The 26625-nt window shown below is 70.5% G+C and carries 19 protein-coding genes and 2 tRNA genes; 3 read left to right on the top strand and 18 right to left on the bottom strand.

The window, feature by feature from the left end:
• Window positions 1-64: 64 nt before the first annotated feature.
• Window positions 65-1273 carry a heparan-alpha-glucosaminide N-acetyltransferase domain-containing protein gene (locus ACEY2A_RS06055; protein ID WP_374929951.1) on the top strand — a complete coding sequence of 403 codons (1209 nt, stop codon included), beginning with the start codon at window positions 65-67 and terminating at the stop codon, window positions 1271-1273.
• A gap of 117 nt (window positions 1274-1390) precedes the next feature.
• Here the strand turns inward: ACEY2A_RS06055 and ACEY2A_RS06060 are convergent, their stop codons facing one another.
• From ACEY2A_RS06060 to ACEY2A_RS06115, 12 genes are all read right to left on the bottom strand, one after another.
• On the bottom strand, window positions 1391-3916 hold the full coding sequence (locus ACEY2A_RS06060) for a polyribonucleotide nucleotidyltransferase (protein WP_374929952.1): 2526 nt from the start codon (window positions 3914-3916) through the stop codon (window positions 1391-1393).
• A gap of 236 nt (window positions 3917-4152) precedes the next feature.
• Window positions 4153-4416, bottom strand: coding sequence for a 30S ribosomal protein S15 (gene rpsO / locus ACEY2A_RS06065; protein WP_374929978.1), 264 nt, complete (start codon window positions 4414-4416; stop codon window positions 4153-4155).
• Between the two features lie 103 nt (window positions 4417-4519).
• A complete protein-coding gene (mrdA, locus tag ACEY2A_RS06070) occupies window positions 4520-6799 on the bottom strand; it encodes a penicillin-binding protein 2 (RefSeq protein WP_374927709.1) in 2280 nt (759 codons plus the stop codon).
• Window positions 6796-7284 (bottom strand): rod shape-determining protein MreD, encoded by a 489-nt coding sequence (mreD, locus tag ACEY2A_RS06075; protein WP_374927710.1) that lies wholly within the window; start codon window positions 7282-7284, stop codon window positions 6796-6798. Before mreD ends, mrdA begins: the two co-directional genes overlap by 4 nt.
• Window positions 7284-8579 (bottom strand): rod shape-determining protein MreC, encoded by a 1296-nt coding sequence (mreC, locus tag ACEY2A_RS06080; protein WP_374927711.1) that lies wholly within the window; start codon window positions 8577-8579, stop codon window positions 7284-7286. The genes mreD and mreC overlap by 1 nt, the downstream gene beginning before the upstream one ends.
• Window positions 8579-9610 (bottom strand): rod shape-determining protein, encoded by a 1032-nt coding sequence (locus ACEY2A_RS06085; protein WP_374927712.1) that lies wholly within the window; start codon window positions 9608-9610, stop codon window positions 8579-8581. The genes mreC and ACEY2A_RS06085 overlap by 1 nt, the downstream gene beginning before the upstream one ends.
• 102 nt (window positions 9611-9712) lie before the next feature.
• Complete coding sequence (gene ndk, locus ACEY2A_RS06090; protein ID WP_374927713.1) at window positions 9713-10171, bottom strand: nucleoside-diphosphate kinase; 459 nt, start codon at window positions 10169-10171, stop codon at window positions 9713-9715.
• 23 nt (window positions 10172-10194) lie between these two features.
• The gene (locus ACEY2A_RS06095; RefSeq protein ID WP_374927714.1) at window positions 10195-11040 is read right to left on the bottom strand and encodes an undecaprenyl-diphosphate phosphatase; all 846 of its coding nucleotides are present in this window, start codon (window positions 11038-11040) and stop codon (window positions 10195-10197) included.
• Window positions 11040-11480: a DUF4233 domain-containing protein gene (locus ACEY2A_RS06100; protein ID WP_374927715.1), complete on the bottom strand. Its 441-nt coding sequence runs from the start codon at window positions 11478-11480 to the stop codon at window positions 11040-11042. The genes ACEY2A_RS06095 and ACEY2A_RS06100 overlap by 1 nt, the downstream gene beginning before the upstream one ends.
• A gap of 22 nt (window positions 11481-11502) precedes the next feature.
• Window positions 11503-12885, bottom strand: coding sequence for a bifunctional folylpolyglutamate synthase/dihydrofolate synthase (locus tag ACEY2A_RS06105; RefSeq protein WP_374927716.1), 1383 nt, complete (start codon window positions 12883-12885; stop codon window positions 11503-11505).
• Window positions 12882-16319 (bottom strand): isoleucine--tRNA ligase, encoded by a 3438-nt coding sequence (ileS, locus tag ACEY2A_RS06110; RefSeq protein ID WP_374927717.1) that lies wholly within the window; start codon window positions 16317-16319, stop codon window positions 12882-12884. The genes ACEY2A_RS06105 and ileS overlap by 4 nt, the downstream gene beginning before the upstream one ends.
• Window positions 16320-16661: 342 nt before the next feature.
• A complete protein-coding gene (locus ACEY2A_RS06115) occupies window positions 16662-18251 on the bottom strand; it encodes an alanine/glycine:cation symporter family protein (RefSeq protein WP_374927718.1) in 1590 nt (529 codons plus the stop codon).
• A gap of 178 nt (window positions 18252-18429) precedes the next feature.
• Here ACEY2A_RS06115 and valS point away from each other — a divergent pair, with 178 nt between their 5' ends.
• Complete coding sequence (valS, locus tag ACEY2A_RS06120; protein WP_374927719.1) at window positions 18430-21084, top strand: valine--tRNA ligase; 2655 nt, start codon at window positions 18430-18432, stop codon at window positions 21082-21084.
• A gap of 80 nt (window positions 21085-21164) precedes the next feature.
• Here valS and ACEY2A_RS06125 read toward each other — a convergent pair whose 3' ends face one another.
• The 6 genes from ACEY2A_RS06125 to ACEY2A_RS06150 form a co-directional block, all read right to left on the bottom strand.
• Window positions 21165-21749 (bottom strand): hypothetical protein, encoded by a 585-nt coding sequence (locus tag ACEY2A_RS06125; protein ID WP_374927720.1) that lies wholly within the window; start codon window positions 21747-21749, stop codon window positions 21165-21167.
• Between the two features lie 48 nt (window positions 21750-21797).
• Window positions 21798-23066, bottom strand: a complete 1269-nt coding sequence (gene clpX, locus ACEY2A_RS06130; RefSeq protein WP_374927721.1) for an ATP-dependent Clp protease ATP-binding subunit ClpX — start codon at window positions 23064-23066, stop codon at window positions 21798-21800.
• 163 nt (window positions 23067-23229) lie between these two features.
• On the bottom strand, window positions 23230-23901 hold the full coding sequence (locus ACEY2A_RS06135) for an ATP-dependent Clp protease proteolytic subunit (RefSeq protein WP_374929979.1): 672 nt from the start codon (window positions 23899-23901) through the stop codon (window positions 23230-23232).
• 47 nt (window positions 23902-23948) lie between these two features.
• Window positions 23949-24626: an ATP-dependent Clp protease proteolytic subunit gene (locus ACEY2A_RS06140; protein WP_374927722.1), complete on the bottom strand. Its 678-nt coding sequence runs from the start codon at window positions 24624-24626 to the stop codon at window positions 23949-23951.
• A gap of 200 nt (window positions 24627-24826) precedes the next feature.
• The gene (gene tig / locus ACEY2A_RS06145) at window positions 24827-26179 is read right to left on the bottom strand and encodes a trigger factor (RefSeq protein WP_374927723.1); all 1353 of its coding nucleotides are present in this window, start codon (window positions 26177-26179) and stop codon (window positions 24827-24829) included.
• Window positions 26180-26282: 103 nt separating this feature from the next.
• Window positions 26283-26356 (bottom strand) — tRNA-Pro (locus tag ACEY2A_RS06150).
• 79 nt (window positions 26357-26435) lie between these two features.
• Here ACEY2A_RS06150 and ACEY2A_RS06155 point away from each other — a divergent pair.
• Window positions 26436-26509: transfer RNA gene (locus tag ACEY2A_RS06155), tRNA-Gly, on the top strand.
• Window positions 26510-26625 lie beyond the last annotated feature (116 nt).

Here is a 26625-nt window from a genome sequence, read left to right on the forward strand (position 1 = left end):
TCCAGTATCCGCCACCGGGTGTGACCGAGCAAACACCGAGGGATGACCTGACAGACTCACCCCCATGTCCGTCATCGCAGCACCCGGGGTCGACGATGCCCGACCCCTCCCGTCGGACACCCAGCCCTCCCGACTGCGGGGCATCGACCTCGCCCGCACGGTGGCGATCGTGGGCATGGTGGCGGCCCACCTGAACGTCCGCTACGTCGACGACCCCTGGGGGGACCTCGGCTGGGTGGTGACCGGCCGCTCCTCGGCCCTGTTCGCCGTCCTGGCCGGCCTGTCCATCGCCCTGGTCAGCGGACGCCACACCCCCCTCACCGGGGAGGCACTGCGCTCGGCGCGCATCAGCCTGGCCGTGCGCGCGGTGCTCCTCTACCTGCTCGGACTCGCCCTGGGCACCCAGGAGTCCGGCATCGCGGTCATCCTGCCGGCCTACGGTGCGATGTTCCTGCTCGCCGTGCCCTTCGTGCACCTGCGGGCCCGCGCGCTGCTGGCCTGGGCGGTGGGGTGGTGCCTGGTGGCCCCATGGGCCGGTGCCCCGCTGCGGGAGTGGGTCGCAGACCCCGCCAGCAGCATCCACACCCTGCCGGACCACGGCGGCTGGATGGCCACCACCGAGAACCTCGTGCTCACCGGCTACTACCCCATCGTCTTCTGGTTCGGGTACTTCCTGGCCGGCATGTTCGTGGGACGCCTGGAGCTCTCCCGCACCTCCACGGCGCGCATGATCGCGCTCGGGGGCATCGTGCTGGGCACCGCCGCGTGGGCGCTCAGCCGGGCCGTCACGTCCCTGACCAGCGTGCAGCAGCGGATGCTGGACACCTGGCACGGCGACCCGGTGGCGGACTTCCGTGCCCTCGACCTCGAGGCCCGCCACGGGCTGCACGGCCAGGCGCCGGCCGACTGGGTCTGGCAGTTCACCATGTACCCGCACGCCTCCACCATGCTCGACCTGCTGCACACGCTGGGCACCTCGCTGACCGTCATCGGCCTGGGGCTGCTGCTGGTGGCCTGGTGGCCGCGCGCCACCACGCTGTGGGGGGTCATCGGCTCCATCGGCATGATCAGCCTGACCGCCTACACCATCCACATCCTGGTGCGCACCTACTACAACGCCTCCGGCGACTACGGCATCGAGGTGTTCCTGGTGCACCTGGTCGCGATGTGGGGGGTGGCGCTCCCCCTGTGGTGGCTGGGCCGCCGTGGCCCGCTGGAGGCCTTCGTCTCCCGGACCTGCAAGGGCATCGCCGAGCTGGTCACGCGCCACTGAGCACGGCCGTCCGCGACGGCGCCACGGAGCACCGCCACCGGGCACACGCGAGGGCCCCGACCGCACCGCTGCGATCGGGGCCCTCATCAGGTGCCGGGCACGGAGCCCGGCTGCCGGTCAGTCGTCGGAACCCTCGCCCTCGGACTGGCCACGCTCGCCGCGGGCGCGCCCACCACGGGCACCCCGGCGGCGACGCGGCCGGCGACGCTCGCCGTCCTCGGAGTCGCCCTCACCGTCGGCCGCGGACCGGGTGGCCTCCTGGGCCTCCAGCGCATCGTCGTCGGTGATGGAGTTGTCCACGGTCACGGGCGCCGGGCGGTCGGCGTCGCCCTCCACGGAGGTCGCGTCAGCGTCCCCGCGGTCGGCGGCGGGGCTGCCCCCACCGATCTTGCCGGACTGCGGCGCGGCGGCAGCGGCCTCGCCGTCCTCGGCCACGACCGCACCCAGCGACAGCTTGCCGCGCTGGTCGATCTCCTTGAGCTCCACCTGGACCTTGTCGCCCACGTTGAGCACGTCCTCGACAGCGTCGATGCGCTTGCCGCCCACGAGCTTGCGGATCTCGGAGATGTGCAGCAGACCGTCCTTGCCCGGCAGCAGCGAGATGAACGCACCGAAGGTCGTGGTCTTCACCACGGTGCCCAGGAAGCGCTCGCCGATCTCCGGCATCTGCGGGTTGGCGATGGCGTTGATCGCCGAGCGGGCCGCCTCGGCCGAGGGGCCGTCGGTGGCGCCGATGTACACGGTGCCGTCGTCCTCGATGGAGATGTCGGCGCCGGTGTCCTCCTGGATCTGGTTGATCATCTTGCCCTTCGGGCCGATGACCTCACCGATCTTGTCGACCGGCACCTTGACCGCGATGACGCGCGGGGCGTTCGGGCTCATCTCGTCGGGGGCGTCGATCGCCTGCGACATGACGTCCAGGATGTGGAGGCGGGCCTCCCGGGCCTGGGTCAGCGCCTTGGCCAGCTCCTCGGCGGGAATGCCGTCGAGCTTGGTGTCCAGCTGGATGGCGGTCACGAAGTCCTTCGTGCCGGCCACCTTGAAGTCCATGTCACCGAACGCGTCCTCCGCGCCGAGGATGTCGGTCAGCGCCTGGTACTGGGTGCCGCCGTCGACCTCCGCGGAGACCAGGCCCATCGCGATGCCGGCCACCGGTGCCTTCAGCGGCACGCCGGCGTTCAGCAGCGACAGCGTGGAGGCGCAGACCGACCCCATCGAGGTGGAGCCGTTGGAGCCCAGCGCCTCGGAGACCTGGCGGATGGCGTAGGGGAACTCCTCGCGGCTCGGCAGCACCGGCATGATGGCGCGCTCGGCGAGCGCACCGTGACCGATCTCGCGACGCTTCGGGGAGCCCACACGACCCGTCTCACCGGTGGAGTAGGGCGGGAAGTTGTAGTTGTGCATGTAGCGCTTGCGGGTGACCGGGTTCAGGCCGTCCAGCTGCTGCTCCATGCGCAGCATGTTCAGCGTGGTGACACCCATGATCTGGGTCTCGCCACGCTCGAAGATGGCCGAGCCGTGCACGCGCGGGAGCGCCTGCACCTCGGCGGACAGCGCGCGGATGTCCTTCGGACCACGCCCGTCGATGCGGACGCCGTCGCGCAGGATGCGCTCACGGATGAGCTTCTTCTGCAGCGCCTTGAAGGCCGCGGAGACCTCCTTGGAACGCCCGGCGAAGGGCTTGCCCGAGTCCTCGTCACCGGCGAGGTCGGCCTTGAGCTGGTCCTTGATCTCGTCCAGACGACCCTCGCGCTCCTGCTTGCCCGCGATGGTCAGCGCCTCGGCGGTCTCCGTCGAGACGGCGGACTCCACGGCCTGGTAGGCGTCGTCCTGGAAGTCCAGGAAGGTCGGGAACTCCTGCACCTCCTTGCCGGCGGCGGCGTGGAGCGAGGACTGCGCCTCGCACAGGGCGCGGATGAACACCTTCGAGGCCTCGAGGCCCTGGGCCACGACCTCCTCGGTGGGCGCGGTCTTGCCCTCGTCGTTCACCAGCGTCCAGGTGGACTCGGTGGACTCGGCCTCGACCATCATGATGGCGACGTCGCCCTCATCGGTCAGCCGGCCGGCGACCACCATGTCGAAGGTGGAGCGGGGGATGTCCGAGAAGTTCGGGAAGGCCACCCACTGACCGTCGATGAGCGAGATGCGCACGCCACCGATGGGGCCGGAGAACGGCAGGCCGGAGATCTGGGTGGAAGCGCTGGCGGCGTTGATGGCCAGCACGTCGTACTGGTGGTCGGGGTGGTGCGCGAGCACGGTCACCACGACCTGGACCTCGTTGCGCAGACCCTTGGTGAAGGTCGGGCGCAGCGGGCGGTCGATGAGGCGGCAGGTCAGGATGGCGTCGGTGCCGGGGCGACCCTCGCGCCGGAAGAACGAGCCGGGAATGCGGCCCGCGGCGTACATGCGCTCCTCGACGTCCACCGTCAGCGGGAAGAAGTCGAAGTGGTCCTTGGGCTCCTTGCCGGCCGTGGTGGCCGACAGGACCATGGTGGCGTCGTCGATGTCGTCCTCGACGAGGTAGGCGGCAACAGAGCCAGCGGCCTGCTGTGCCAGACGTCCGGTCTCGAACCGGATGGTGCGGGTGCCGTAGGCGCCGTTGTCGATGACGGCTTCGGCGGACGTGATCTCAGGACCCTCCACGGGTCCTCCCTTCTGTTGAGAGCGCACGGGCATCGTCGTTGTGCCGTGCGTCTGGTGGCCCGAACTGCTGTGGCCGGGTGGCCCCACCGTCGGTGGTGGTCACCGATCGGACATCGGTCCGATGCAGTGAGCATGCACCCCCGTGGGTGGTCACGTCGAACGGGCCGGGTCGACGTGGGTCCCCATGCGACGAGAGCGGCCCCGGTTCCGGGGCCGCTCTCGGCAAGGGAAGTCTCTCAGCGGCGCAGGCCGAGCTTCTTGATCAGCGCACGGTAGCGCTCGATGTCGGTGGCCTCCAGGTAGCGCAGCAGGCGCTTGCGGCGGCCCACCAGCAGCAGGAGACCACGACGGGTGTGGTGGTCGTGCTTGTGCTGGCGGGAGTGCTCGGTCAGGTCCTTGATGCGCTGCGTCAGCAGGGCAACCTGCACCTCGGGCGACCCGGTGTCACCCTCGGTGGTGGCGTACTCCTCGATGATGGACTTCTTCTTGGCAGCATCCAGCGTGGTCAAGCGTGACTCCTCAGGGTCGTTGCGCGGCGCTCCCGGGCATGTCCTCCGGGGCATTCGGCGTCCGCGGCCGATCGAACGGCAAGAGAGAACCTTATCAGTCCCCCGAGGTGCTGGCGTCATCGGACGGGTCGCGGGCCTCGTCCGAGGCGCTGGGGTCCGCCGACGGGTCGCTCGGGTCGTCGCTGGGCTCGTCCTCCTGCTGGAACTCGGTGTCCACCGGACCCACCAGGGACTCCTCGGTGACGTCCTCGACGGTGACCGTCTCGGCCCCGGCCTTCTCGGCACGCTCCGCCGCCGCCTTCAGGTCGGCCGCGGTGTCCTGGGACGAGATCGGGTCGTCGGGCGACTGCGGCTCCAGCAGGCCCTCGCTCTCCATGGTGTTCCACAGCGAGCGAGCCACCGGCGCGGCGTACTCGCTGCCGGTCCCGGAGTCACCGAGGACCACCAGCGTCACGTACTTGGAGTCCTTGCCGGCGTCGTAGCTCACGAACCAGGAGGTGGACTGGTCGCCCACGACCTCGGCCGTGCCGGTCTTGCCCGCCAACGGGTAGCGCTCGTGGTCCCAGTCCCTGAAGGCCCAGGCGGCGGTACCACGGGTCACCACGCCCTCGAGGCCCTCGCGCAGGATGCGCATGGACTCCTCATCGAAACCGACGCGCTGGCGCACGGTGGTGGGGAACTTCTTCTGCACCTCGCCCTGCACGTCCAGCGCCTCCGCGGCCACACGCGGCTCGATGACGTTGCCGCCGTTGGCGATCGCCGCGTACACCACAGCCATCTGCAGGGGCGTGGTCGAGACGTCACCCTGGCCGATGGAGAAGTTCACCGCGTCACCACCGCGGTACTGGTAGCCACGCAGGCAGAACTCCTGCGCGCTCTCCTCCCGCTCGGCCCGTGTCTGCTCGTCCTCGATCTCCGGGTAGCCGGTCTCGGCGCGCTCGCAGTACCCCTCCTTGAGGGACTCCCAGTAGGAGAGCTTCCACTCGCGGTCCGGGATGCGGCCGGCGGACTCGTGCGGCAGGTCCACCCCCGTGCGGGAGCCCAGGCCGAAGCCCTTCGCCATCTCCACGTAGGGGTCGCTCACGTCCTTGGCGTTGATGCCACCCAGGGCGCGCCAGGTCCGGAAGGACCAGCGGTAGAAGGCGGTGTCGCAGGAGACCTCCATGATCTCCTGCAGCGTCAGGTCACCGTGGGCCTTGGACTCGAAGTTCCGGAAGTAGCGGTCACCGACCTTGACCCGGGCGGGGCAGCTGTACTCCTCCTCGGGATCGAGCCCCTGCGAGAAGGCCACCGGCAACGAGATCGCCTTGAAGGTGGAGGCCGGCGGGAACACCGAGGAGATGAGCTTGTTGGTGAGCGGCACGCCCTCGTCCTTGTCCACGAGGGTCTCGAGCTGCTCGGGGTTCACACCCCCGGACCAGACCTCCGGGTTGTATCCCGGCAGGCTGGCTGCGGCCACCACGGCACCGCTCTCCACGTCCATCACCAGGGCGGCACCGGTCTTGGCGCGGCCCTTGTCCTCCGGGTCGGTGGCCTCGTTCTTGGACGCGGCGGCCCGGCTCACCTGGGCCATGGCGTCCTCGGCCACCTTCTGCACGGCGGGGTTCAGGTGCGTCTTGATGTCCAGCCCGGCCACGGCCTCGGTGTGGCTGAGCTCCTCCAGGAAGCGTCCGGAGGGCGAGACGGACACCGTCGTCACACCGTTGGTCCCCCGCAGCTCGTTGTCGTAGAAGGCCTCCAGGCCGTCGCGCCCGATCATGCCCGTGGGCTGCAGGTCGTCGCGCCCCGCCATGTCCTGGGCGCTGACGCGCGTCAGGTAGCCCAGTGTCTGTGCGGCCAGCGCGTCGTTCGGCTTGGGCCAGCCGCGCTCGGCGGTCGCGTCCACGCTGACGCCCGGGTAGTCCTCGGGGCGCTCGAGCAGCGGGAGCAGCTCGGCCGGGTCCACCTCCTCGGCCAGGGTGATGGGCTGGTAGGCGCCCCCGCTGTTGCAGCGCGGCGGGCGGGGCGCGTCCTTGGACCCGCAGGTGCGGGTGCGGCCCCACAGGGTCTGCGGGTCGGCCCCCACCTCACGCGCCACCGCATCGACGATGCTCCGACCGTCGTCGTCCTGCTCCCGCATGACCTGCGGGTCGATGGTGACCGTGGAGTGGGCGATGTTGCGCACGAACGGCGTGCCGTCGGCGGCCAGGATGCGCCCCCGGGTCGCCGGGTGGGTGATCTCGCGGGTGTTCGTGGTCTGCGAGGCGCTCGCGTACCGGTCGTGCTCGAGGACCTGCATCTGCGCCAGTCGTCCGCCCAGCACCAGGACGGCAACGAGCACCAGCACCGCCATGACGATGGTGCGGCGGCGGGCGGTGGACAGGATCTGCTTCACGTCGCGTTCCTCGTCAGTGCTGCGTTCTCCAGGTGCATCAGGGTGGGGACGATGACCACACCCAGCAGGGCCGTGAGCAACCACGCCCAGGGGTCGAAGGTGTCACCGGTGGGGTTCTGCATGGCCAGGGCCATGACCCACCGCACACCCTGCACCGCGAGCGCCGCCACGGCGACGGTGACGGAGGTGAGCAGCCACGAGCGGCGCACGGTGGCCGCGAACGAGCCGGCGGCCCAGCCCACCACGCCATAGGTGAGGGCGGTGGCCCCGACGATGCCCGCACCCGGCGGCACCAGGTCCACCAGCCACCCGGCCACCAGGCCCCACACGAGGCCCGAGCGGGCGCCCCGCAGCAGGGCCGCGGCAAGCACCACCAACAGCAGCAGGTCGGGCGCCGGGAAGGACACCCGCGGCAGCAGCCCGGTGGTGATGACGGCCAGCAGCACCATCGCCACCAGCCGGATCACACCCATGATCAAGCGCATCAGTCGCCCCCTTCGGTGACCGTCGGATCAGGGACCAGCGATTCCGTGGGGGCCGGCGGTGCCGGGTCCCCACCCTCCTCGCCTCCGGCGTCGGGCTGGGCCGCGTCGCTGGGGGCGTCGGTGGCCACCGACTCGGTGGAGTCGGGCGTGACCAGCACGGACTCGTCGTCGTCCGGGTTCCCGTCCAGCGGGCCGGAGTCCTCCCCGGAGGAGCCGTCGCCGGATGCGTCGTCCCCGGACTCGCCCGAGCCGTCGCCGGACGCATCGTCACCGGAGTCCTGGTCGTCGCCGGAGTCACCCGACTCGTCGTCCGAGCCTCCCGAGCCACCCGAGGGGATGGTGGCCGTCTGCCGCGACTCGTCGCGCTCCGCGACACTCAGCACCCCCACCACCTCGAGGGTGGAGACCTGCACCTCGGGCTCCACGACCGCGGTCTCCTGCAACTGCCCCTGGTCGGGGTCCACGGAGGTGATCTCCCCCACCGGCACGCCGTCCACGAACGGACTGGAGGGCCCACCGAGAGTGGTCAGCACGTCGCCCTCGGAGAAGGTCCCGGCCTCGAAGGCACGCAGGGTGAGGTCGGAGCCGGTGCGCTGCGGGGTGCCGGGCGGCGCCGTGGAGGAGAGCACCCCCATCGCGCCGGACTCGGAGCGCACCCCGGTGGACAGCTGCGGGTCCCCCAGCACCATCACCTCACTGGTCCAGTCCGTCACCGAGGTGACGCGGCCCACCAGGCCGTCCTTCGAGACCACGGTCAGGTCGGTCTCCACCCCGTCGCGGCGGCCCACGTCGATCGTGATCCGCCGGTCCGGTGAGGTGGCCGTCGCTGCGGTGAACCCGATCACCCGGGCCGGCACCAGCTCGCGCCCCGCGGTGACCTCCGAGTCGAACAGACCGGCCGCAGCCGAGTCCAGCGACTGCTTCTCCCGCTCGGCGTGCAGGGCGTCGGCCAGCTGGTCACGCTCGGCCTCCACGGCCTGCAGCTCCTCGGTGGGGGGCACCACCATGGCGCGCTGCAACGGGGCGAAGGCCACCTCCGCGGCGTCACGCACCGGGTTCAGCACCACCGGGGCGACGGTGTCGACGCCCACGGCGCCCACCGTGACCGCGACGGCCAGCAGGGGTCCCACCCATGCCTTGCGCTCAGCGGAGCGGTCGCGCTGCTGCATGCCCAGGCGGCGGCCGGTGAGCCCCTCGCGGCGCACCACGCCGACCGGGACGCGCCGCTGCGAGTCGCCCCGGCGGCGTCCCCGCACGGGCTGGCTGCCCCCGTGGGGCCGGATCCGGTCCGCCATCAGTACCGCTGCTCCCCGACGACGATGCGGCGCAGCCGGCGCAGGTCGTCGATGCACCGCCCCGCACCCCTGATCACGGCACGTTGGGGATCCTTGGCCACCACCACGGGAATCGACAGGTCGCGGGACAGGCGGCGGTCGATGCCGCGCAGCTGGGCCACCCCACCGGTGAGCACGATCCCGCGCGCCACGATGTCCCCGGTCAGGTCCGGCGGGCACTGGTCCACCAGGCTTCGGGCGAAGGCCGAGATGGCCGCCAGCGGCTCGGCCATCGCCTGGCGTGCGGCAGAGCTCGTGATCTCCACGGTCTCCGGCAGCCCCGTCCGCAGGTTGCGGCCGTGCACGCGGGCCGTGAGCTCCTCGGCGAGCGGGACGGCGGAGCCGATGGTGGACACCAGGTCGCCCGCGGTGCGCTCCCCCAGCAGCAGGTCGTGCTCGGTGCGCAACCAGTCACGCACGGACTCCCCGAGGTCGTCGCCACCCACGCGGGCGGAACCCGAGCGAACGATGCCCCCCAGGGCCGTGATCGCGCCGTCGGCGGTCCCCCCGCCGAGGTCGAGCACCATCGAGGCGCGCTCGTCGTTCACCGGCAGACCGGCGCCGATGGCGGCCACCATCGCCTCCTCGACGATGAAGACCTCCCGCGCGCCGGAGCGCAGCACCGTCTCCTCGAGGGCGCGCCGTTCCACCGCGGTGATCTGCGAGGGGGCTGCCACGACCACCCGGGGACGGTTGAGCCAGCTGGAGTGCACCTGGTCGATGAAGGTGCGCAGCATGGACTCGGCCACGTCCGCATCCACGATCACGCCGTCGCGCACCGGTCGCATGATGTGGACGTGCGCCGGGGTGCGCCCGATCAGCCCGCGGGCCCGCTCACCCGCAGCCAGCACCTTGCCCGTGCCGCCCTCCACGGCGAGCAGCGAGGGCTCGTCCAACGCGACACCGCGACCCTTGCGCCAGATCAGGGTGCGGGAGGTGCCCAGGTCGATCGCCAGGTCACCCCCGCGCAGGCGCTGCCAACGTGAAGTCATGAGGGGCATCGTATGTCCCGTCCCTGATCGGTCCCCGGAGCACCACGCAGGGGGTCGGCAGCCCGCGGGCCGCCGACCCCCTGCAGGGTCCTTCCCGGACGGTCAGACGCCCTGCGGGAACCAGATGGCGATCTCACGGGCCGCCGACTCCGGCGAGTCCGACCCGTGGACGATGTTCTGCTGCACCTTCAGGCCCCAGTCACGGCCGAGGTCGCCGCGGATGGAGCCGGGCGCCGCGTCCGTGGGGTTGGTGGCCCCGGCCAGGGTGCGGAAGCCGGTGATGCAGCCGTGGCCCTCGATGACCGCGGCCACCACCGGGCCGCTGGCCATGAACTCCATGAGCGGCTCGTAGAAGGGCTTGCCCTCGTGCTCCTCGTAGTGGGCCGCCAGCTGCTCGTGGGTGGCCTGCACCACCTGCAGGGCCGCCAGGCGGTACCCCTTGGCCTCGATGCGGGCCAGCACCTCACCGGAGAGGCCGCGACGGTAACCGTCGGGCTTCACCAGCACCAGGGATCGTTCGGGCTGCGTGGTCTCGTTCTGCTGCGCTGCGTTCGTGGTCACGAGGCCAGCCTAACCAGAGGCCGTCAGGCGCCCGTGGCCGAGAGCGTGCCGGTGCCCAGCAGGGCGAAGAGCACCAGCGCCAGGCCGATGCGGTACACCACGAAGATGGTGAAGTTGTTGTTCGAGATGTAGCGCAGCAGCCAGGCGATCACCGCGTAGCCCACCGCGAAGCTGATGGCCGTGGCCACGAGGATGGGCCCCCAGGCCGGCTCCACCGGGTCGTCGGCGATCTTCAGCAGCTGCATGCCCCCGGAGGCCAGCACGGCGGGGATGGCCAGCAGGAACGAGTAGCGGGCCGCCGCCACCCGCGAGTAGCCCATGAACAGACCACCGGCGATGGTGCCGCCCGAGCGGGAGACACCGGGGATCAGGGCCAGCGCCTGCCAGAGGCCGTACTTCAGACCGTCGCCCCAGGTGAGGCTGTCGAGCTCCTTGACCTCCTGCGGCGGGCGCTTGCCCGCCAGGTGGTCGGCCAGCGCGATGACCAGGGCGAAGAAGAGCAGCATGGAGGCGGTGAGCCACAGGTTGCGCAGCGGGCCCTCGATGAAGTCCTGCAGCAGCAGACCGAGCACACCGATGGGGATGGAGCCGATGATGACCAGCCACCCCATCCGCACGTCGGGGTCGTTGTGGGGCAGCTTGCCGACCACCGCCTTGCACCACTTGGTGACGATGGTGGCGATGTCCTTGCGGAAGTAGATGAGGACCGCGGCCTCGGTGCCCAGCTGGGTGATGGCGGTGAACGCCGCGCCCGGGTCGCTCCCGCCGAAGAAGCGGCCCACCACCGAGAGGTGGGCACTGGAGGAGATGGGCAGGAACTCCGTGAGTCCCTGCACCAGCCCCAGGACGATGGCCTCGAGCCAACCCATCAGCGACCACTCTCCCGTCGGTGTCCGTCGAGGTGGTCACCGTCGGGGCGCCCACCGTGCTGCGCCTCGAATTGTCGCGTCAGCTCGTCCATCCGCCGGCCCCAGTACAGGGCCCCCACCCAGATCGCGAGGAAGATCACACCCACGGCGAACATCGCCGGCTGCACGAAGCCCGAAGCCAGCGTGAGGAACTGCAGCACCCACCCGAGGGTGACGCCCCAGCTCTGCTTGAGCACCACCATCGTCACCAGGCAGGTGACCGCCAGCGCCGAGCCGACCACCAGGTAGGTGGTCGCTCGCTCGTCGCCCTGCGCGTGGGCGAGTCCGCGGGCCGTGAGGGCGCCGAAGAACACGGCGAAGGACTGGAAGAACAGCGTCACGGCCGCAAAGCGCCGGGACATCTTGCCCAGGCGGCCGACGAAGGGGATGGGTGCGCTCACGCCCGGCAGTCTCCCACGGCCCTCAGGCGACGTCGGTGGTGCCCAGCACCATCCGCACGTCGGCCGCGGTGTGGATGGAACCGGTGGCGACCACGCCGCCGCTCACCCCGCCCTCGTCCGCGAGCGCACCGGCGAGGTCCACCGCATCGGGCAGGTTCTCCACGACCGTGACCATGTCGTCACCGAGCACCTCGCGGGCCAGCCGACCCAGCGCCTCGGGCGCCATGGAGCGCGGGCTGGAGTTGCGGGTGACCACCACGTGGTCCACCGCCGTGCCCAGGGCGGAGAGCATCGCCTCGGCGTCCTTGTCCTCGAAGACGGCGACCAGGCCGATGAGGCGGGCGAAGGTGAACGAGTCCTCCAGCGCCCGCGCCAGGGTGAGCATGCCGTGCGGGTTGTGGGCCGAGTCCACGATCACCGCCGGCGAACGGCGCACCACCTCGAGTCGCCCGGGGGTGGTGATGCCGGCCACGGCGGCGCGCAGCAGCTCGCCGTCCAGGGGCTGCTCTCCCCCGCCGAGGAAGGACTCCACGGCCGCCACGGCGAGCGCCAGGTTCTGGGCCTGGTGCTCCCCGTGCAGGGGCAGGAGCAGGTCGGTGTACTCGGCCACCAGGCCCTGGATGCTGAGCAGCTGCCCGCCGACGGCCACGTCGCGGGCACTCACCCCGAACTCGGTGCCGGCGGTGGCCAGGCTCGCGCCGGCGGCGGCCACCGCATCGGCGACGACGGCGCGCGCCTCCTCCTCCTGCTGGGCGGTCACCACGCGGGAGCCGGGCTTGATGATGCCGGCCTTCTCCCCGGCGATCGACTCCAGGTCGCTGCCCAGGAAGCGCTCGTGGTCGATCCCGATGGGGGTGATCACCGCCACGTCACCATCGGCCACGTTCGTGGCGTCCCAGCGACCGCCCAGGCCCACCTCCACCACGGCGACGTCCACCGGCGCGTCGGCGAAGGCAGCGAAGGCGAGCACGGCGATGCACTCGAAGTAGCTCAGCGGCGGGCCTCCGGCCTGCTCGCTCTCCGCGTCGACGATGGCCAGGAAGGGCGCCACGTCGTCCCACACCTCCAGGAAGTGCCGGGGGTCGATGGGCGCGCCGTCGATGGTGATGCGCTCCAGCGGGTCGTGCAGGTGCGGGGAGGTGAACCGCCCCGTGCGCAGGCCCGTCTCGCGCAGGATGCGCTCGACCATGCGGGTGGTGGAGGTCTTGCCGTTGGTGCCGGTCAGGTGGACCACCGGGTAGGTGCGCTGCGGGTCGCCCAGCAGCTCCATGGCGCGGGCCACGCGGTCCAGCGTGGGCACCACGTCGCTCTCCGGCATCCGGGCCATGAGGGCGTCGGTGACCTCCCGCACCCGGCGGCGGACCTCCAGCTCCTCGGCTGCGTCACGGCGGGGGTCGGGGCTCATCGGCGGGCCTCCTTGCGGGTGATGAGCACGGTCACCGTGCGGCCCTCGCCCAGGTCGACCGTGCCGGTGTGGTCGATGCCGGAGGACGGCACCGGCGTTTCGGGGCCCCCGGCGCCGAACTGCACGGCGAGGGTCTCGTCCATGATCAGCTGCTGGTGGGCCACCGCGGCACCCCAGACCTCGGCGTCACCGATGACGGTCAGCGAGATGCGGTCGCTCACCGCCAGCCCGGCCGCGCGACGCTCACCCTGCACGGCGCGGACGATGTCGCGGGCGGTGCCCTCGGCGGCCAGCTCGTCGGTGACGGTGGTGTCCAGCACCACGAACCCGCCGCCGGGCAGCACGCCGGTGGCCGTGCCCTCGGCGTCGCCGGTGGTCACGGTCTCCAGGGTGTACTCCCCCTCGACCAGCTCGATGCCGCCGGAGGTCACGGTGCCGTCGGCGGCCACCGACCAGTCACCGGACTTGGAGCCCTTGATGACCGTCTGCACCTGCTTGCCCAGGCGCGGACCGGCCGCCCGGGCGTTGACCACCAGCCGCTGCTCGACGCCGTAGGAGTTGGCCTCCTGCGAATCCAGCGCCACCAGGCGCACCTCGCGGACGTTGAGCTCGTCGGCCAGCAGGGCACCCTGGTCGGCCAGGGCACGCGGGTCCTCGGTGACCACGGTCAGGCTCTGCAGGGGCAGACGGTTGCGCAGGCCGTTGGTCTTGCGCAGACCACTGCCCACCGAGGCCACGGCGCGCGCCGTGCCCATGGCGGAGGCGAGCTCGGGCTCGGAGGGGAAGTCCCCCGCATCGGGCCAGTCTGTGAGGTGCACCGACTCGCCGCCGGTGAGGCCGCGCCAGATCTCCTCGGCCGCGAAGGGCAGCAGCGGGGCCGCCACCCGGGTGACCGTCTCCAGCACGGTGAACAGGGTGTCGAAGGCGGTGCCGTCGGTTCCCTCCCAGAACCGGTCGCGCGAGCGGCGGATGTACCAGTTGGTGAGCGTGTCCAGGAAGTCGCGCACGAGCTCGCAGGCACCGGCCACGTCGTTGGCGTCCATGGCCTGGGTGACCTCGCGCACCAGGTCGCCGGTGGCGCTGAGCACGTAACGGTCCAGCGGGTCGGTCGATGCGGTGGACCACTGCGCGCGGTGGCCGGCACTCCCTGCGGGCTCGCCCGCCGCGCCGCCCGCAGCGTTGGCGTACATGGCGAAGAAGGACCACGCGTTCCACAGCGGGATCATCACCTGGCGCACGCCGTCGCGGATGCCCTGCTCGGTGACCACCAGGTTGCCGCCGCGCAGGATGGAGCTGCTCATGAGGAACCAGCGCATGGCGTCGGCGCCGTCGCGGTCGAAGACCTCGGAGACGTCCGGGTAGTTGCGCAGCGACTTGCTCATCTTCTGGCCGTCGCTGCCCAGCACGATGCCGTGGCAGATCACGTTGCTGAAGGCCGGGCGGTCGAACAGCGCGGTGGCCAGCACGTGCATGGTGTAGAACCAGCCGCGCGTCTGGCCGATGTACTCCACGATGAAGTCGGCCGGGAAGTGGTGCTCGAACCAGTCGGCGTTCTCGAAGGGCACGTGGTTCTGCGCGTAGCTCATGGAGCCGGAGTCGAACCAGACGTCCAGCACGTCCTCCACGCGGCGCATGGTGGAGCCGGCGTGGGCGCCGTCGGCCGCGCCCTGGTTGCGCGGGTCGTCGGGGTTGGGGCGCGTGAGCTGGTCGATCCACGGGCGGTGCAGGTCCACCTCGCCGGCGTCGTTGCGCGGGAGCTCGCCGAAGTCGGCCTCGATCTGCTCCAGCGAGCCGTACACGTCCACCCGCGGGTGCTCGGGGTCGTCGCTCACCCACACCGGCACCGGGCTGCCCCAGTAGCGGTTGCGGGTGATGGACCAGTCGCGGGCGCCCTCGAGCCACTTGCCGAACTGCCCGTGCTTCACGTTCTCCGGCACCCAGATGATCTGCTCGTTGTTCTCGAGCATGCGGTCCTTGAAGTCCGTCACCTTCACGAACCAGGACTCCACGCCCTTGTAGATCAGCGGGGTGCGGCAGCGCCAGCAGTGCGGGTAGGAGTGGTCGTAGGTCTCGTGGCGCAGCAGCACCGTGCCCTCGCAGACGCTCCCGGCGTCCTCGGGCTCGCCCTCGCGGGCCCCGGCGGCGCGGCCGAGGTTGCGCGTGGCCGCCTTGAGGTGGGCGACGATTGGCGCGTTCGCGTCGAACACCTGCTGGCCGGCGTACTCGACGACCGGGGCGGTGAAGGCACCGTCAGGGCCCACCGGCATCACCGGCTCGATACCCTCGCGGTCGGTCACGACCTTGTCGTCCTCACCGAAGGCGCCGGCGGAGTGCACCAGACCCGTACCGTCGGTCGTCGTGACGAAGTCGGCCTCCACCACGCGGTGGGCGTTCTCGGCCCCGGCGTAGTAGGAGAAGGGCGGGGTGTAGCTGCGGCCGACGAGCTCCGCCCCGGTGAGGCGCTCGACGATGCGCTCCGAGGGGTTCTCCCCCAGCTCCCGGGTGTGGGCCTCGAGCCGGGCCTCGGCGATGACGTAGCGCTGGGAGGCGCCGGTCGGGTCGGCGGCCGGGTCGGACTCCACCACGACGTAGTCGATGTCCGGGCCCACCATGATCGCGAGGTTGCTCGGGAGGGTCCAGGGGGTCGTCGTCCAAATCAGGGCGAGCTCTCCGGTCTCGAGGCGCAGGCCCACGGTCACCGCCGGGTCCTGGCGCATCTGGTAGACGTCGTCGTCCATGCGCAGCTCGTGGCTGCTCAGCGGGGTCTGGTCGCGCCAGCAGTAGGGCAGGACGCGGAAGTCCTGGTAGGCCAGGCCCTTGTCGTGGAGCTCCTTGAACGCCCAGATGACGCTCTCCATGTAGTCCACGTTGAGGGTCTTGTAGTCGTTCTCGAAGTCCACCCAGCGGCCCATCCGGTGGACGTAGTCCTGCCACTCGTCGGTGTAGCGCAGGACCGACTCGCGACAGGCTGCGTTGAAGGCGTCGATCCCCTTGTCGAGGATCTCCTCCTTGGTGGTGATGCCCAGCTGGCGCATCGCCTCGAGCTCGGCCGGCAGCCCGTGGGTGTCCCAGCCGAAGCGGCGCTCCACCCGGTACCCCCGCATCGTGCGGTAGCGGGGCACGACGTCCTTGACGTAGCCGGTCAGCAGGTGGCCGTAGTGCGGGAGGCCGTTGGCGAAGGGAGGGCCGTCGAAGAAGACGTACTCGTTGCTGCCGTCCTGGCCGGCGGGGCGGTTCTCCACGCTCTTGCGGAAGGTGTCACCGGCCTGCCAGTGGGCCAGCACGCCGGCCTCGATCTCGGGGAAGCTCGGCGCGGCGACGCCCGTGCCGGGCTCGCCGGGGGTGCCGGTGCGCACGATGGGGTACACGCCCGGGCTGGCGGGCACGGCGGGCTCGTCGTTCTGCGCGGGGGTGTTCTCGGGTGCGGTGCTCATCGCGGCTCCTCGATCGGGCAGCTGGTGCTGCGCGCCAACATCGAGGACGACACCTGCCGGTGGACAGGTCCCGCGGTACCACCTCGGTTGCCCCGCAAGGGGCCCCTTCATGACGGCTGTGACGGGCCTACCCGTCCGGGTCTAGTGGGCCCCCCACCCGTCGGGCAGCGGACCGTTCTTCCGGAGGCTCCCCGGTGATGGCCGGATCGATGCCTGTGGTGCAGATGCTACCGGCTGGGCGCGGCGCCGAGCCACGCAGCCGGTCGTGGCCCGGCACACAACGGGACACGGCGAAGGCCCCGCCTCCCGAGTGGGAGACGGGGCCATGGGCCGAGCAGTCGGTCAGGAACGGGCCGACATGCTCGTGGCGCCGTCGGTCTCCTCGAAGGAGTCGCGGTTCTCGTCGCCCAGGACGTCCAGGCGGCCGGCCTTGCGGTCCGCCAGGTACTCCTTCATCTCCCGCTTGATGACCGGCAGCAGCAGGTACACACCGAGCAGGTTGATGAACGCGCAGAGGAACAGCCAGCTGTCGGCGAAGTTCATGACCGCCGTCAGCGTCAGCACCGCGCCGAGCACCGTGAAGAACAGGTAGATGCACTTGATGGCGATCATCGAGGCACGCGAGTCGCCGAAGAGGTAGGCCCAGGCACGCATCGCGTAGTAGGCCCAGGTGATCTGCGTGGAGATGGCGAACAGGAAGACCGCCACGGCCAGCACGTAGGGGAACCAGGGCAGCACGGTCTCGAACGCATCCGACGTGACCAGCACACCGTCAAGGACCTCGGTGGCATCGTCACCGTCATTGGCATTCGCAATGCTCTGGTTGTAGATCTCCGTGTCGGCGATGATGATCGTCAGGGCCGTGAAGGTACAGATGATGACCGTGTCGGCCAGCGGCTCCAGCAGGGCCACGAAGCCCTCGGAGACCGGACGGCGGGTCTTCACCGCGGAGTGCGCGATGGGGGCGGAGCCCAGGCCGGCCTCGTTGGAGAAGGCCGCGCGCTGGAAGCCGACGATCAGGGTTCCGATCACACCGCCGACGACACCTTCGGGGTTGAACGCGTCGGTCACGATGCGGCCGATGGCGTCGGGGACGTGGGTGATGTTGACAGCGATGACGATGAGGCAGGCGGCCAGGTACATGAGGCCCATGGCCGGCACCAGCTTCTCGGTGACCTTGCCGATGGACTTGATGCCACCCATGATGACCAGACCAACGATCACGGCCAGTCCGATGCCGAACAGGAGGGACGCACCCGCGCCGCCCAGGAAGCCGTCGTCACCACCGGTGACGCTCTTCATCTGGGCGTAGGTCTGGTTGGACTGGAACATGTTGCCGCCGGCGGCGCCGAAGAACAGGATCGAGATGGCGAACAGGCCGGTCATGAGCGTGCCCACGATGGGGTGGATCTTGCCGTAGGCGACGGGCAGGTACTTGAAGGGACCACCGTCGACCGTGCCGTCGGCGCGCACCTCGCGGTACTTCACACCCAGGGTGCACTCGGCGAACTTGGTGGCCATGCCGAGCAGGCCACAGACGATCATCCAGAAGGTGGCACCCGGGCCACCAAGAGCCACCGCGGCACCGACACCGGCGATGTTGCCCAGGCCGACGGTGCCCGAGAGCGCAGAGCTCAGGGCCTGGAAGTGGGTGATCTCACCCGGGTCGGACTTCGTGGAGTACTTCCCGCGGACGACGTCCAGGGCCGTCGGCAGTCCACGGAACTGGATGAAGGCGAAATAGCCGGTCACGATGATGCCGGCTGCCACCAACCAGATCACGACGAAGGGGACCTCGATGTCCCCGAAGGTCACCGGGTAGAAGATGATCCCAGCGAACCATTCCTGGATCGGGTCGAACGTCTCGTTGATGCTCTCTTCAAGGGATGTTTTCCAGTCCGCTCGGACCGGCACGGGGCTGAGTGAGTTCATGTGCGTCACCGAACCAACACCCGGCCCGGGCCACAAGCGACCGGCGCGCATCGTGTGCAAAACGTTACCGACCCGTCACCCGGGGGTGACCTGTAGGCGTCCGGCCGGTCCGCAGCCCTCCGGGCCACTCGCTCGAGGGGCTGCGGACGGCGTGCCGGGAAGTGCGAAGATGGGCCGCATGACTGACTCCGCCGCCGCGACCCGCCCCGCCCAGCTGCCCGACAAGCCGTCCGTCGACGGCCTGGAGGAGCGCTGGACGGGCGTATGGCAGGAGCAGGACACCTACGCCTTCGACCGCGACCGGGCGGCCTCCCTGCCCCGCGAGCAGCGCTTCACCATCGACACCCCGCCCCCCACCGCATCGGGCTCCCTGCACGTGGGCCACGTCTTCGGCTACACGCAGGCAGACTGCATGGCCCGCTACAAGCGCATGCGCGGGCTCGAGGTCTTCTACCCCATCGGCTGGGACGACAACGGTCTGCCCACCGAGCGCCGGGTGCAGAACTACTACGGCGTGCGCGGCGACATCACCCAGCCCTACGTGGAGGGCTACGAGCCGCCGCAGCGCGGGGGCGACGGCAAGTCCGTCAAGGCCGCCGACCAGCAGCCCATCAGCCGGCCCAACTTCATCGAGCTCTGCCACGAGCTCACCGTGGAGGACGAGAAGGCCTTCGAGGCGCTCTTCCGCCGGCTGGGCCTCTCGCTGGACTGGAACTACCAGTACCGAACCATCGACGACAACGCCCGCGCCACCAGCCAGCAGGCCTTCCTGCGCAACCTCCAGCGCGGTGAGGCGTACTCCGCCGAGGCCCCCGGCCTGTGGGACGTGACCTTCCAGACCGCTGTCGCCCAGGCCGAGCTCGAGGCCCGCGACTACCCCGGCGCCTACCACCGCATCGCCTTCCACGGGGCTGAGGGTGACGTGGCCGTCGAGACCACCCGCCCCGAGCTCCTGCCGGCCTGCGTGGCCCTCATCGCCCACCCGGACGACGAGCGCTACCAGGACCTGTTCGGCTCCACCGTGCGGACCCCGCTGTTCGGGGTGGAGGTGCCCGTCATCGCACACCCCGCCGCGGAGATGGACAAGGGCGCCGGCATTGCCATGTGCTGCACCTTCGGTGACCTCACCGACGTCACCTGGTGGCGCGAGCTCCAGCTGCCGATGCGGTCGGTCATCACCCGCAACGGCCGCCTGTCCGGCGAGACCCCCGAGTGGGTCGCCGGCGGTCCCGGTGAGCAGCTGTACGCCGAGCAGCTGGCCACCAAGACGGTGCACACCGCTCGGGAGAACACGGTGACGGCCCTGCGTGAGTCCGGGGAGCTCATCGGCGAGCCGGAGAAGACCCAGCGCAAGGCCAACTTCTTCGAGAAGGGCGACAAGCCGCTGGAGATCGTCACCTCCCGCCAGTGGTACATCCGCAACGGCGGGCGCGATGCGGAGCTGAACGCCGCCCTCATCGAGCGCGGGGCCGAGGTGGACTTCCACCCGCCCTACATGGAGCGCCGCCACGCCAACTGGATCGAGGGGCTCAACGGTGACTGGCTGGTCAGCCGCCAGCGCTTCTTCGGCGTGCCCTTCCCCATCTGGTACCCACTGGACGCCGACGGGGAGCCGGACCACGAGAACCCCATCACCCCCGCCGAGGTGGACCTGCCGGTGGACCCGCAGACCGACACCGCCCCCGGGTACGACGAGGCCCAGCGCGACCAGCCGGGCGGCTTCACCGCCGACCCGGACGTGCTGGACACCTGGGCCACCAGCTCGCTGAGCCCGCAGATCATCGGTGGCTGGCGCAACGACCCCGAGCTGTTCGACATGGTCTTCCCCATGGACGTGCGGCCGCAGGGGCACGACATCATCCGCACCTGGCTGTTCTCCACCATCGTGCGCGCCCACCACGAGCACGGGACGGTGCCGTGGCACAACGCCACGCTGAACGGGTGGATCCTGGACCCGGACCGCAAGAAGATGTCCAAGTCCAAGGGCAACGTGGTCACCCCCGTGGACCTGCTCGAGGAGCACGGGTCCGATGCGGTGCGCTACTGGGCCGCCTCGGCCCGCCAGGGCGTGGACACCGCCTTCGACACCCAGCAGATGAAGGTGGGGCGCCGCCTGGCCATCAAGCTGCTGAACGCCTCGAAGTTCGCCCTCGGCTTCGGCGAGGTGGCCGGTGCCGAGCACCCCGAGCAGCTGCTGGCACAGGTGACCGAGCCGGTGGACCAGTCGCTGCTGCTGGAGCTGGCCCGGGTGATCGAGCAGGCCACCGCCGGCTTCGAGGCCTGGGACTACACGAAGGCGCTGGAGGTCACCGAGGCGTTCTTCTGGTCCTTCTGCGACGACTACCTGGAGCTGGTGAAGGCCCGCGCCTACGGTGCGGACGAGGCCGAAACCTCCGCCGCGACCACCAGCGCCCGGGCCGCCCTGCGCGTGGCCCTGGACGCCCAGCTGCGCCTGCTGGCGCCGTTCATCCCGTTCGCCACCGAGGAGGTCTGGAGCTGGTGGCACAGCGGCTCGGTGCACCGCGCCGCCTGGCCCACCGCCGATGAGGTGCGCCCCACCGCCGCGTCCGACGACGTGCAGGACGTGAAGCCGGCTGCCGCCGCGGTGCTGGCCGGCATCCGCAAGGCCAAGTCCGAGGCCAAGCTGGGCATGCGCGCCCAGGTGACGGCCATGACGCTGGCCGGGCCGGCCGACCAGCGCGCCGCCGCCCGCCGGGCCTGGGACGACATCGTGGCCTCCGGGCACGTGGTGTGCGAGGTGGCCGAGGCCGACGCCAACGAGCTCGAGGTGCGCGACACCGAGCTGCTCAAGGTGGAGAAGCCCAAGGGCTGAGGACTCACGAACACAGTGCCGCCCCCTGGATCACCCAGGGGGCGGCACTGCGTTCGTGAGCCAGTCTGCGAGCTCAGCGGTCAGCGCGGGGCGATGGCCACCCAGGGCTGGGACCAGCCGGCCACCTTCTGCTCCCCCGCGGCCAGGGCGTCCACATCGGCCTCCACCACGGAGCCACGGGCGGGGTCGTAGAGGGCCAACCGCCCGGCGACGTCCTCGGCCACCACGCAGACGTGGCGCGGCATCATCCGCGTGCCCACGTAGAGCAGGGCCGGCTCGTGCGCGCCCACGGACTGCAGCGCCTCCCCCAGCGCCCCGGCGCCCCCACGGCGCACCAGGTCCATCACGTACCGCGGCTGCCCGCCCCGCTCGGCGCGCACGATGCCGCGCAGCTCGGCGAGCGCACCCCACGGCGGGGTGCCCAGCGCCATCGGCCAGGGCATGCGCAGCACCCCGGCCTCCCACGGGTTGTTGGTGCGGCCGAAGCGGGCGAACTCCGCACCCTGGAAGTCCTCTGCCTCCACCGGGTCGTCCGCCGCCGGCAGCGGCATGCGCTCCAGCAGGCGCTGCGCCACCACGAGGCTGGCCGCCCCGCAGGTGACTCCACTCGCCTGCTGCGGGAGGGTCATCCCCACCTCCAGGGCGTGCTCCGACTCGGTGGTCATGCGTCGTCTCCTCGGTACCGGGGGGATGTGGGCCGCGGACGGCCCGGCTCAGGCGCTCTTGCGCTTGGGGCGCTTGGTCGGCTTCGTCTCGCGGCGCACGATGGTGGGGTTCACGTTGTCGGCCACCACCTCGGCCGTCACCACCACGCGCTCGATGCCGTCGTCGCTGGGCACGTCGAACATGACCGGCTGCAGCACCTCCTCCATGATGGCGCGCAGTCCCCGGGCACCGGTGCGGCGCAGCATGGCCTGCTCGGCCACGGCGCGGACGGCGTCGTCGGTGAACTCGAGCTCCACCCCATCGAGACTGAACAGGTGCTGGTACTGCTTCACCAGCGCGTTGCGGGGGCCGGTGAGGATGTCCACCAGGGCGTCGGCGTCCAGCGGGCTCACGGCCGCGACGACCGGCACACGGCCGATGAACTCCGGGATGAGGCCGAACTTCACGAGGTCCTCCGGGCGCACCTGCCGCAGCAGGTCCCCCTCCTCGCGACGCACCGCCAGGTTGGCCCCGAATCCCAGGCCGCCCTTGCCCTCCCGGTCGGCGATGATGTCGTCCAGTCCGGCGAACGCCCCGCCGACGATGAACAGGATGTTGCGGGTGTCGATCTGCACGAACTCCTGGTGCGGGTGCTTCCGCCCGCCCTGCGGCGGCACCGAGGCCACCGTTCCCTCCAGGATCTTCAGCAGCGCCTGCTGCACGCCCTCACCGGAGACGTCCCGGGTGATGGAAGGGTTCTCGCTCTTGCGCGTGATCTTGTCGATCTCGTCGATGTAGATGATGCCGGTCTCGGCCCGGGCGATGTCCCCGTCAGCCGCCTGGATCAGCTTCACCAGGATGTTCTCGACGTCCTCCCCCACGTACCCGGCCTCGGTGAGCGCCGTGGCGTCCGCGATGGCGAAGGGCACCTGCAGCAGCTTCGCCAGCGTCTGGGCGAGGTAGGTCTTGCCGGTGCCGGTGGGGCCGATCATGAGGATGTTGCTCTTGGCCACCTCGGGGGCGTCGGGATCCGTGGACCGCTCGGCATCCACCCGCTTGTAGTGGTTGTAGACCGCCACCGCCAGGGCACGCTTCGCCTCGTCCTGCCCCACCACGTAGGTCTCCAGGAACGCGTGGATCTCCCGCGGCGTGGGCACCTTCTCGAGCTTCTCCACCGAGGCGAGGGGGAACTCCTCCTCGATGATCTCGTTGCAGAGCTCGATGCACTCGTCGCAGATGTAGACGTTGGGTCCGGCAATGAGCTTGCGGACCTGCTTCTGGCTCTTGCCACAGAAGGAACAGGTGAGGAAGTCACTGCTCCCCGCGCTGCGCGCCATGGGCCTCTCCTGCCGTGTCGGTCGTCCACCCACCCCATCGGTGCGGGTGCTGACTTCACGCTACCCCCGCACACCGACAGCCTCGCCAGGGGGGCCACGGCGCGCCGCAGGGGCCGCCCCCCGGATCGGGTGACGGCCCCTGCGGACGACCAGTGCGCGGGGCTCAGCCCTCCAGTGCGGCCTTGCGGCTCGGCAGCACGGCGTCCACCAGGCCGTACTCCTTGGCCTCCTCGGCGGACAGGATCTTGTCGCGCTCGATGTCGTTGCGCACCTTCTCCGGCGTCTGCCCCGAGTGCTTGGCCCAGGTCTCCTCCAGCCAGGTGCGCATGCGCAGCACCTCGTTGGCGGTGATCTCCAGGTCGGAGGCCATGCCGCCCATCCCCTCCATGGCGGGCTGGTGGATGAGGATGCGGGAGTTCGGCAGGGCGAAGCGCTTGCCCGGGGCACCGGCAGCCAGCAGCACCGCACCGGCGGAGGCTGCCTGGCCCAGCACGAAGGTCTGCACGTCAGGGCGGATGAACTGCATCGTGTCGTAGATGGCCGTCATGGCGGTGAACGAGCCGCCCGGGGAGTTGATGTACATCAGCACGTCGCGGTCCGGGTCCTGGGACTCCAGCACCAGCAGCTGGGCGATGATGTCGTCCGCCGAGGCGTCGTCGATCTGCACGCCGCAGAAGATGATGCGGTCCTCGAACAGCTTGGTGTACGGGTCCTGCCGCTTGCTGCCGTAGGCGGTGCGCTCCTCGAACTGCGGGAGCACGTAGCGGGACGAGGGGCCGGGCACGTGCAGGCGGCCCTGGGCGCCGGGGTGGTTCATGGTTCCTCCGTGCATCATCGGCGTGGGGGTGTGCTGGCCGCGGGCGGCCGGGTCGAGGGGCAGGTTCACTTCTGGCCCTCCTCGTCCTCACCGGCGTGCGCCTTGTCCTCGGCGGCGACGTCGCTCTTCTTCACGTCCTGGGTGTCGGTGGAGGTCTGGAAGACGTGGTCCACGAAGCCGTACTCCTTGGCCTCCTGCGCGGTGAACCAGCGGTCGCGGTCGGAGTCCTTGGTGATCTGCTCGGGCGACTGGCCGGTGTGCTCCGCGATGAGCTCGGCCATCTGGCGCTTGATGTGCAGCAGCTGCTCGGCCTGGATCTTGATGTCCGAGGCCGTACCGCCCACACCGCCGGAGGGCTGGTGCATCATCACGCGCGAGTGGGGGGTGGCGTAGCGCTTGCCCGGGGTGCCGGCGGAGAGCAGGAACTGGCCCATGGAGGCCGCCAGCCCCATCGCGACCGTGGCCACGTCGTTGGGGATCCAGTTCATGGTGTCGAAGATGGCCATGCCGGCCGTCACCGATCCGCCCGGGGAGTTGATGTACAGCCAGATGTCGGCGTTCGGGTCCTCGGCCGAGAGCAGCAGCAGCTGCGCGCAGATCGCGTTGGCGTTGTCATCACGCACGTCCGAGCCGAGGAAGACGATGCGCTCCTTCAGCAGCCGGTTGTAGATCTGGTCGTCCAGGCCCGCCAGCCGCGCGCCCTCACTGGCCACGGCGGGGGTCGATGCGGTGTGCTCGCTCACGTGCGTCTCTCCTTCATCGGACGGTTCCTTCGAGTGACGCTAACGCCGCGGCCCGCTGCTTTCGTCCCGCGGGTGGCCCTGTTCGCCCTCAGCGCACCCGCCCCGGCTGCGCACCCGTTGCCACGGACCCGCCTGCACCCCACAGACGGCAGCGGGGCCGCTGCGCGACTGCGCAACGGCCCCGCTGGGGAGGGTCCGGGTCACTTGGACTCGGCGGACTCCTCGGTCGTGGTCTCCTCGGCAGCGGCCGCGTCCTCGGCGGCCTCCTCGGAACCGGCCTCGTCCTCGTCGTCCTCGAGGGCGCTCAGGTCCACCGTGTTGCCCTGGGTGTCCACGATGGAGGCGGTCTCCAGCACACCCGCGAGGGCCTTGCGACGACGCACCTCCTCGACGACCTGGCCGATCTGACCCTGCTGGTCGAGCATGGAGATGAACTGGTTGGGGTCCATGCCGGAGGACTGGGCGGACATCATCAGGTACTCGAGCAGCTCGTTCTGCTCGATCTCGACGGCGTCGCGCTCCACCAGGGCATCCATGAGGAACTGGGCGCGCAGGGCGTCCTCGGTGCTCTTGGTCACCTCGGCGCGGTGCTCGTCGTCCTCCAGGCGGTTCTCGCGCTCCAGGTGGGCGTGCACCTCGGCCTCCACGATGCTCGCGGGCACCGGGATGTCCAGCTGCTCGATGAGGGTGTCCAGGATCTTGTCCCTGGCCTCGATGCCCTGCGTGAAGGCGGCGTTGCGCTCTGCCTGCAGGCGCAGGTCGTCCTTCAGCTCCTCGACGGTGTCGAAGGACGAGGCCAGCTGGGCGAACTCGTCATCCACCTCCGGGAGCTCACGCTCCTTGACGGACTGCACGGTGACGGTGACCTCGGAGTCCTCGCCCTCGCGGTCGCCACCGGCCAGCGGGGCGGTGAAGGTCTTGGTCTCACCGGCCTTCATGCCCACCAGGGCGTCGTCCAGACCCTCGATCATCGTGCCCTGACCGATCTGGTAGCTCACGCCCTCGACGGTGTCGATCTCCTCGCCGTCGATGGTGGCGGTGAGGTCGATGCTCACGTGGTCCTCGGACTCCGCGGCGCGGTCCACGCCGTTCAGGGTGCCGAAGCGCTCGCGCAGGTCGTCCAGGCGCTTCTGCACGTCCTCCTCGGAGACCTCGACGGCCTCGACCTCGACCTTCAGACCGGAGGTGTCCGGCAGCTCGATGGTGGGGCGCACGTCGACCTGGATGGTGAACTTCAGCGGCTCACCGTCCTGGGCCGGGATGTCAGTGATCTCCAGCTCGGGCTCACCGATGGGGGTGAGCTCGTTCTCGGTGATGCTGCGGGCGTAGAGATCGGGCATCACGGTGTTGATGGCCTCCTGCACCACGGCCCCGCGGCCGAACCGCTGGTCGATGATGCGGGCCGGCACCTTGCCCTTGCGGAAGCCGGGGATCTGCACCTGGCTGCCGATGGTCCTGTAGGCCTCGTCGAGGGCGGGCTTGAGCTCCTCGTGCGGAACCTCCACGTCCAGCTTCACACGCGTGGGGTTCAGGGTCTCGACGGCACTCTTCACGTCTCTCGTCTCCGTTTGGCTCATGGGGGATGGGGCCGTGACTCGACCCCGGCTGTCCAGCGACCGCGCCAGAAATGCGCGCAATGAGGAGCAATCCTAACGGTCGGGGTAGCCGGATTCGAACCGGCGGCCTTCCGCTCCCAAAGCGGACGCGCTACCAAGCTGCGCCATACCCCGTGGTGCACCACACGTGCGGCGGCGCAGACAGGGTAGGCTACCCCGGTCCGCAGGAGGCCTGCTCCCGCGGTCGTTTCCCGCGGGCGTAGCTCAATGGTAGAGCCCCAGTCTTCCAAACTGGTTGTGCGGGTTCGATTCCCGTCGCCCGCTCCACTGCGCCCCGGCCCCGGCCGGGGCGCACCCTTGTCCCCCCTCCCCCCACATGGCAGGGTGGCTCGGGACAGGGGTCCCGCAGGGGGCCCACGCCGAGAGATCGGAGGACAGCATGG

This window comes from Kytococcus sedentarius (genome assembly GCF_041937525.1).
Lineage (GTDB): Bacteria > Actinomycetota > Actinomycetes > Actinomycetales > Dermatophilaceae > Kytococcus > Kytococcus sedentarius_A.

Excerpts from the sequence above, each read along its gene's own strand:
- ACEY2A_RS06055 (WP_374929951.1), top strand. The coding sequence starts at position 65 with ATGTCCGTCATCGCAGCACCCGGGGTCGACGATGCCCGACCCCTCCCG.
- valS (WP_374927719.1), top strand. The coding sequence starts at position 18,430 with ATGACTGACTCCGCCGCCGCGACCCGCCCCGCCCAGCTGCCCGACAAG.
- ACEY2A_RS06105 (WP_374927716.1), bottom strand. The coding sequence starts at position 12,885 with ATGAGCCCCGACCCCCGCCGTGACGCAGCCGAGGAGCTGGAGGTCCGC.
- ACEY2A_RS06135 (WP_374929979.1), bottom strand. The coding sequence starts at position 23,901 with ATGATGCACGGAGGAACCATGAACCACCCCGGCGCCCAGGGCCGCCTG.
- mreC (WP_374927711.1), bottom strand. The coding sequence starts at position 8,579 with ATGGCGGACCGGATCCGGCCCCACGGGGGCAGCCAGCCCGTGCGGGGA.
- ACEY2A_RS06115 (WP_374927718.1), bottom strand. The coding sequence starts at position 18,251 with ATGAACTCACTCAGCCCCGTGCCGGTCCGAGCGGACTGGAAAACATCC.
- ACEY2A_RS06095 (WP_374927714.1), bottom strand. The coding sequence starts at position 11,040 with ATGGGTTGGCTCGAGGCCATCGTCCTGGGGCTGGTGCAGGGACTCACG.
- mreD (WP_374927710.1), bottom strand. The coding sequence starts at position 7,284 with ATGCGCTTGATCATGGGTGTGATCCGGCTGGTGGCGATGGTGCTGCTG.
- ACEY2A_RS06125 (WP_374927720.1), bottom strand. The coding sequence starts at position 21,749 with ATGACCACCGAGTCGGAGCACGCCCTGGAGGTGGGGATGACCCTCCCG.
- ACEY2A_RS06085 (WP_374927712.1), bottom strand. The coding sequence starts at position 9,610 with ATGACTTCACGTTGGCAGCGCCTGCGCGGGGGTGACCTGGCGATCGAC.
- clpX (WP_374927721.1), bottom strand. The coding sequence starts at position 23,066 with ATGGCGCGCAGCGCGGGGAGCAGTGACTTCCTCACCTGTTCCTTCTGT.
- ileS (WP_374927717.1), bottom strand. The coding sequence starts at position 16,319 with ATGAGCACCGCACCCGAGAACACCCCCGCGCAGAACGACGAGCCCGCC.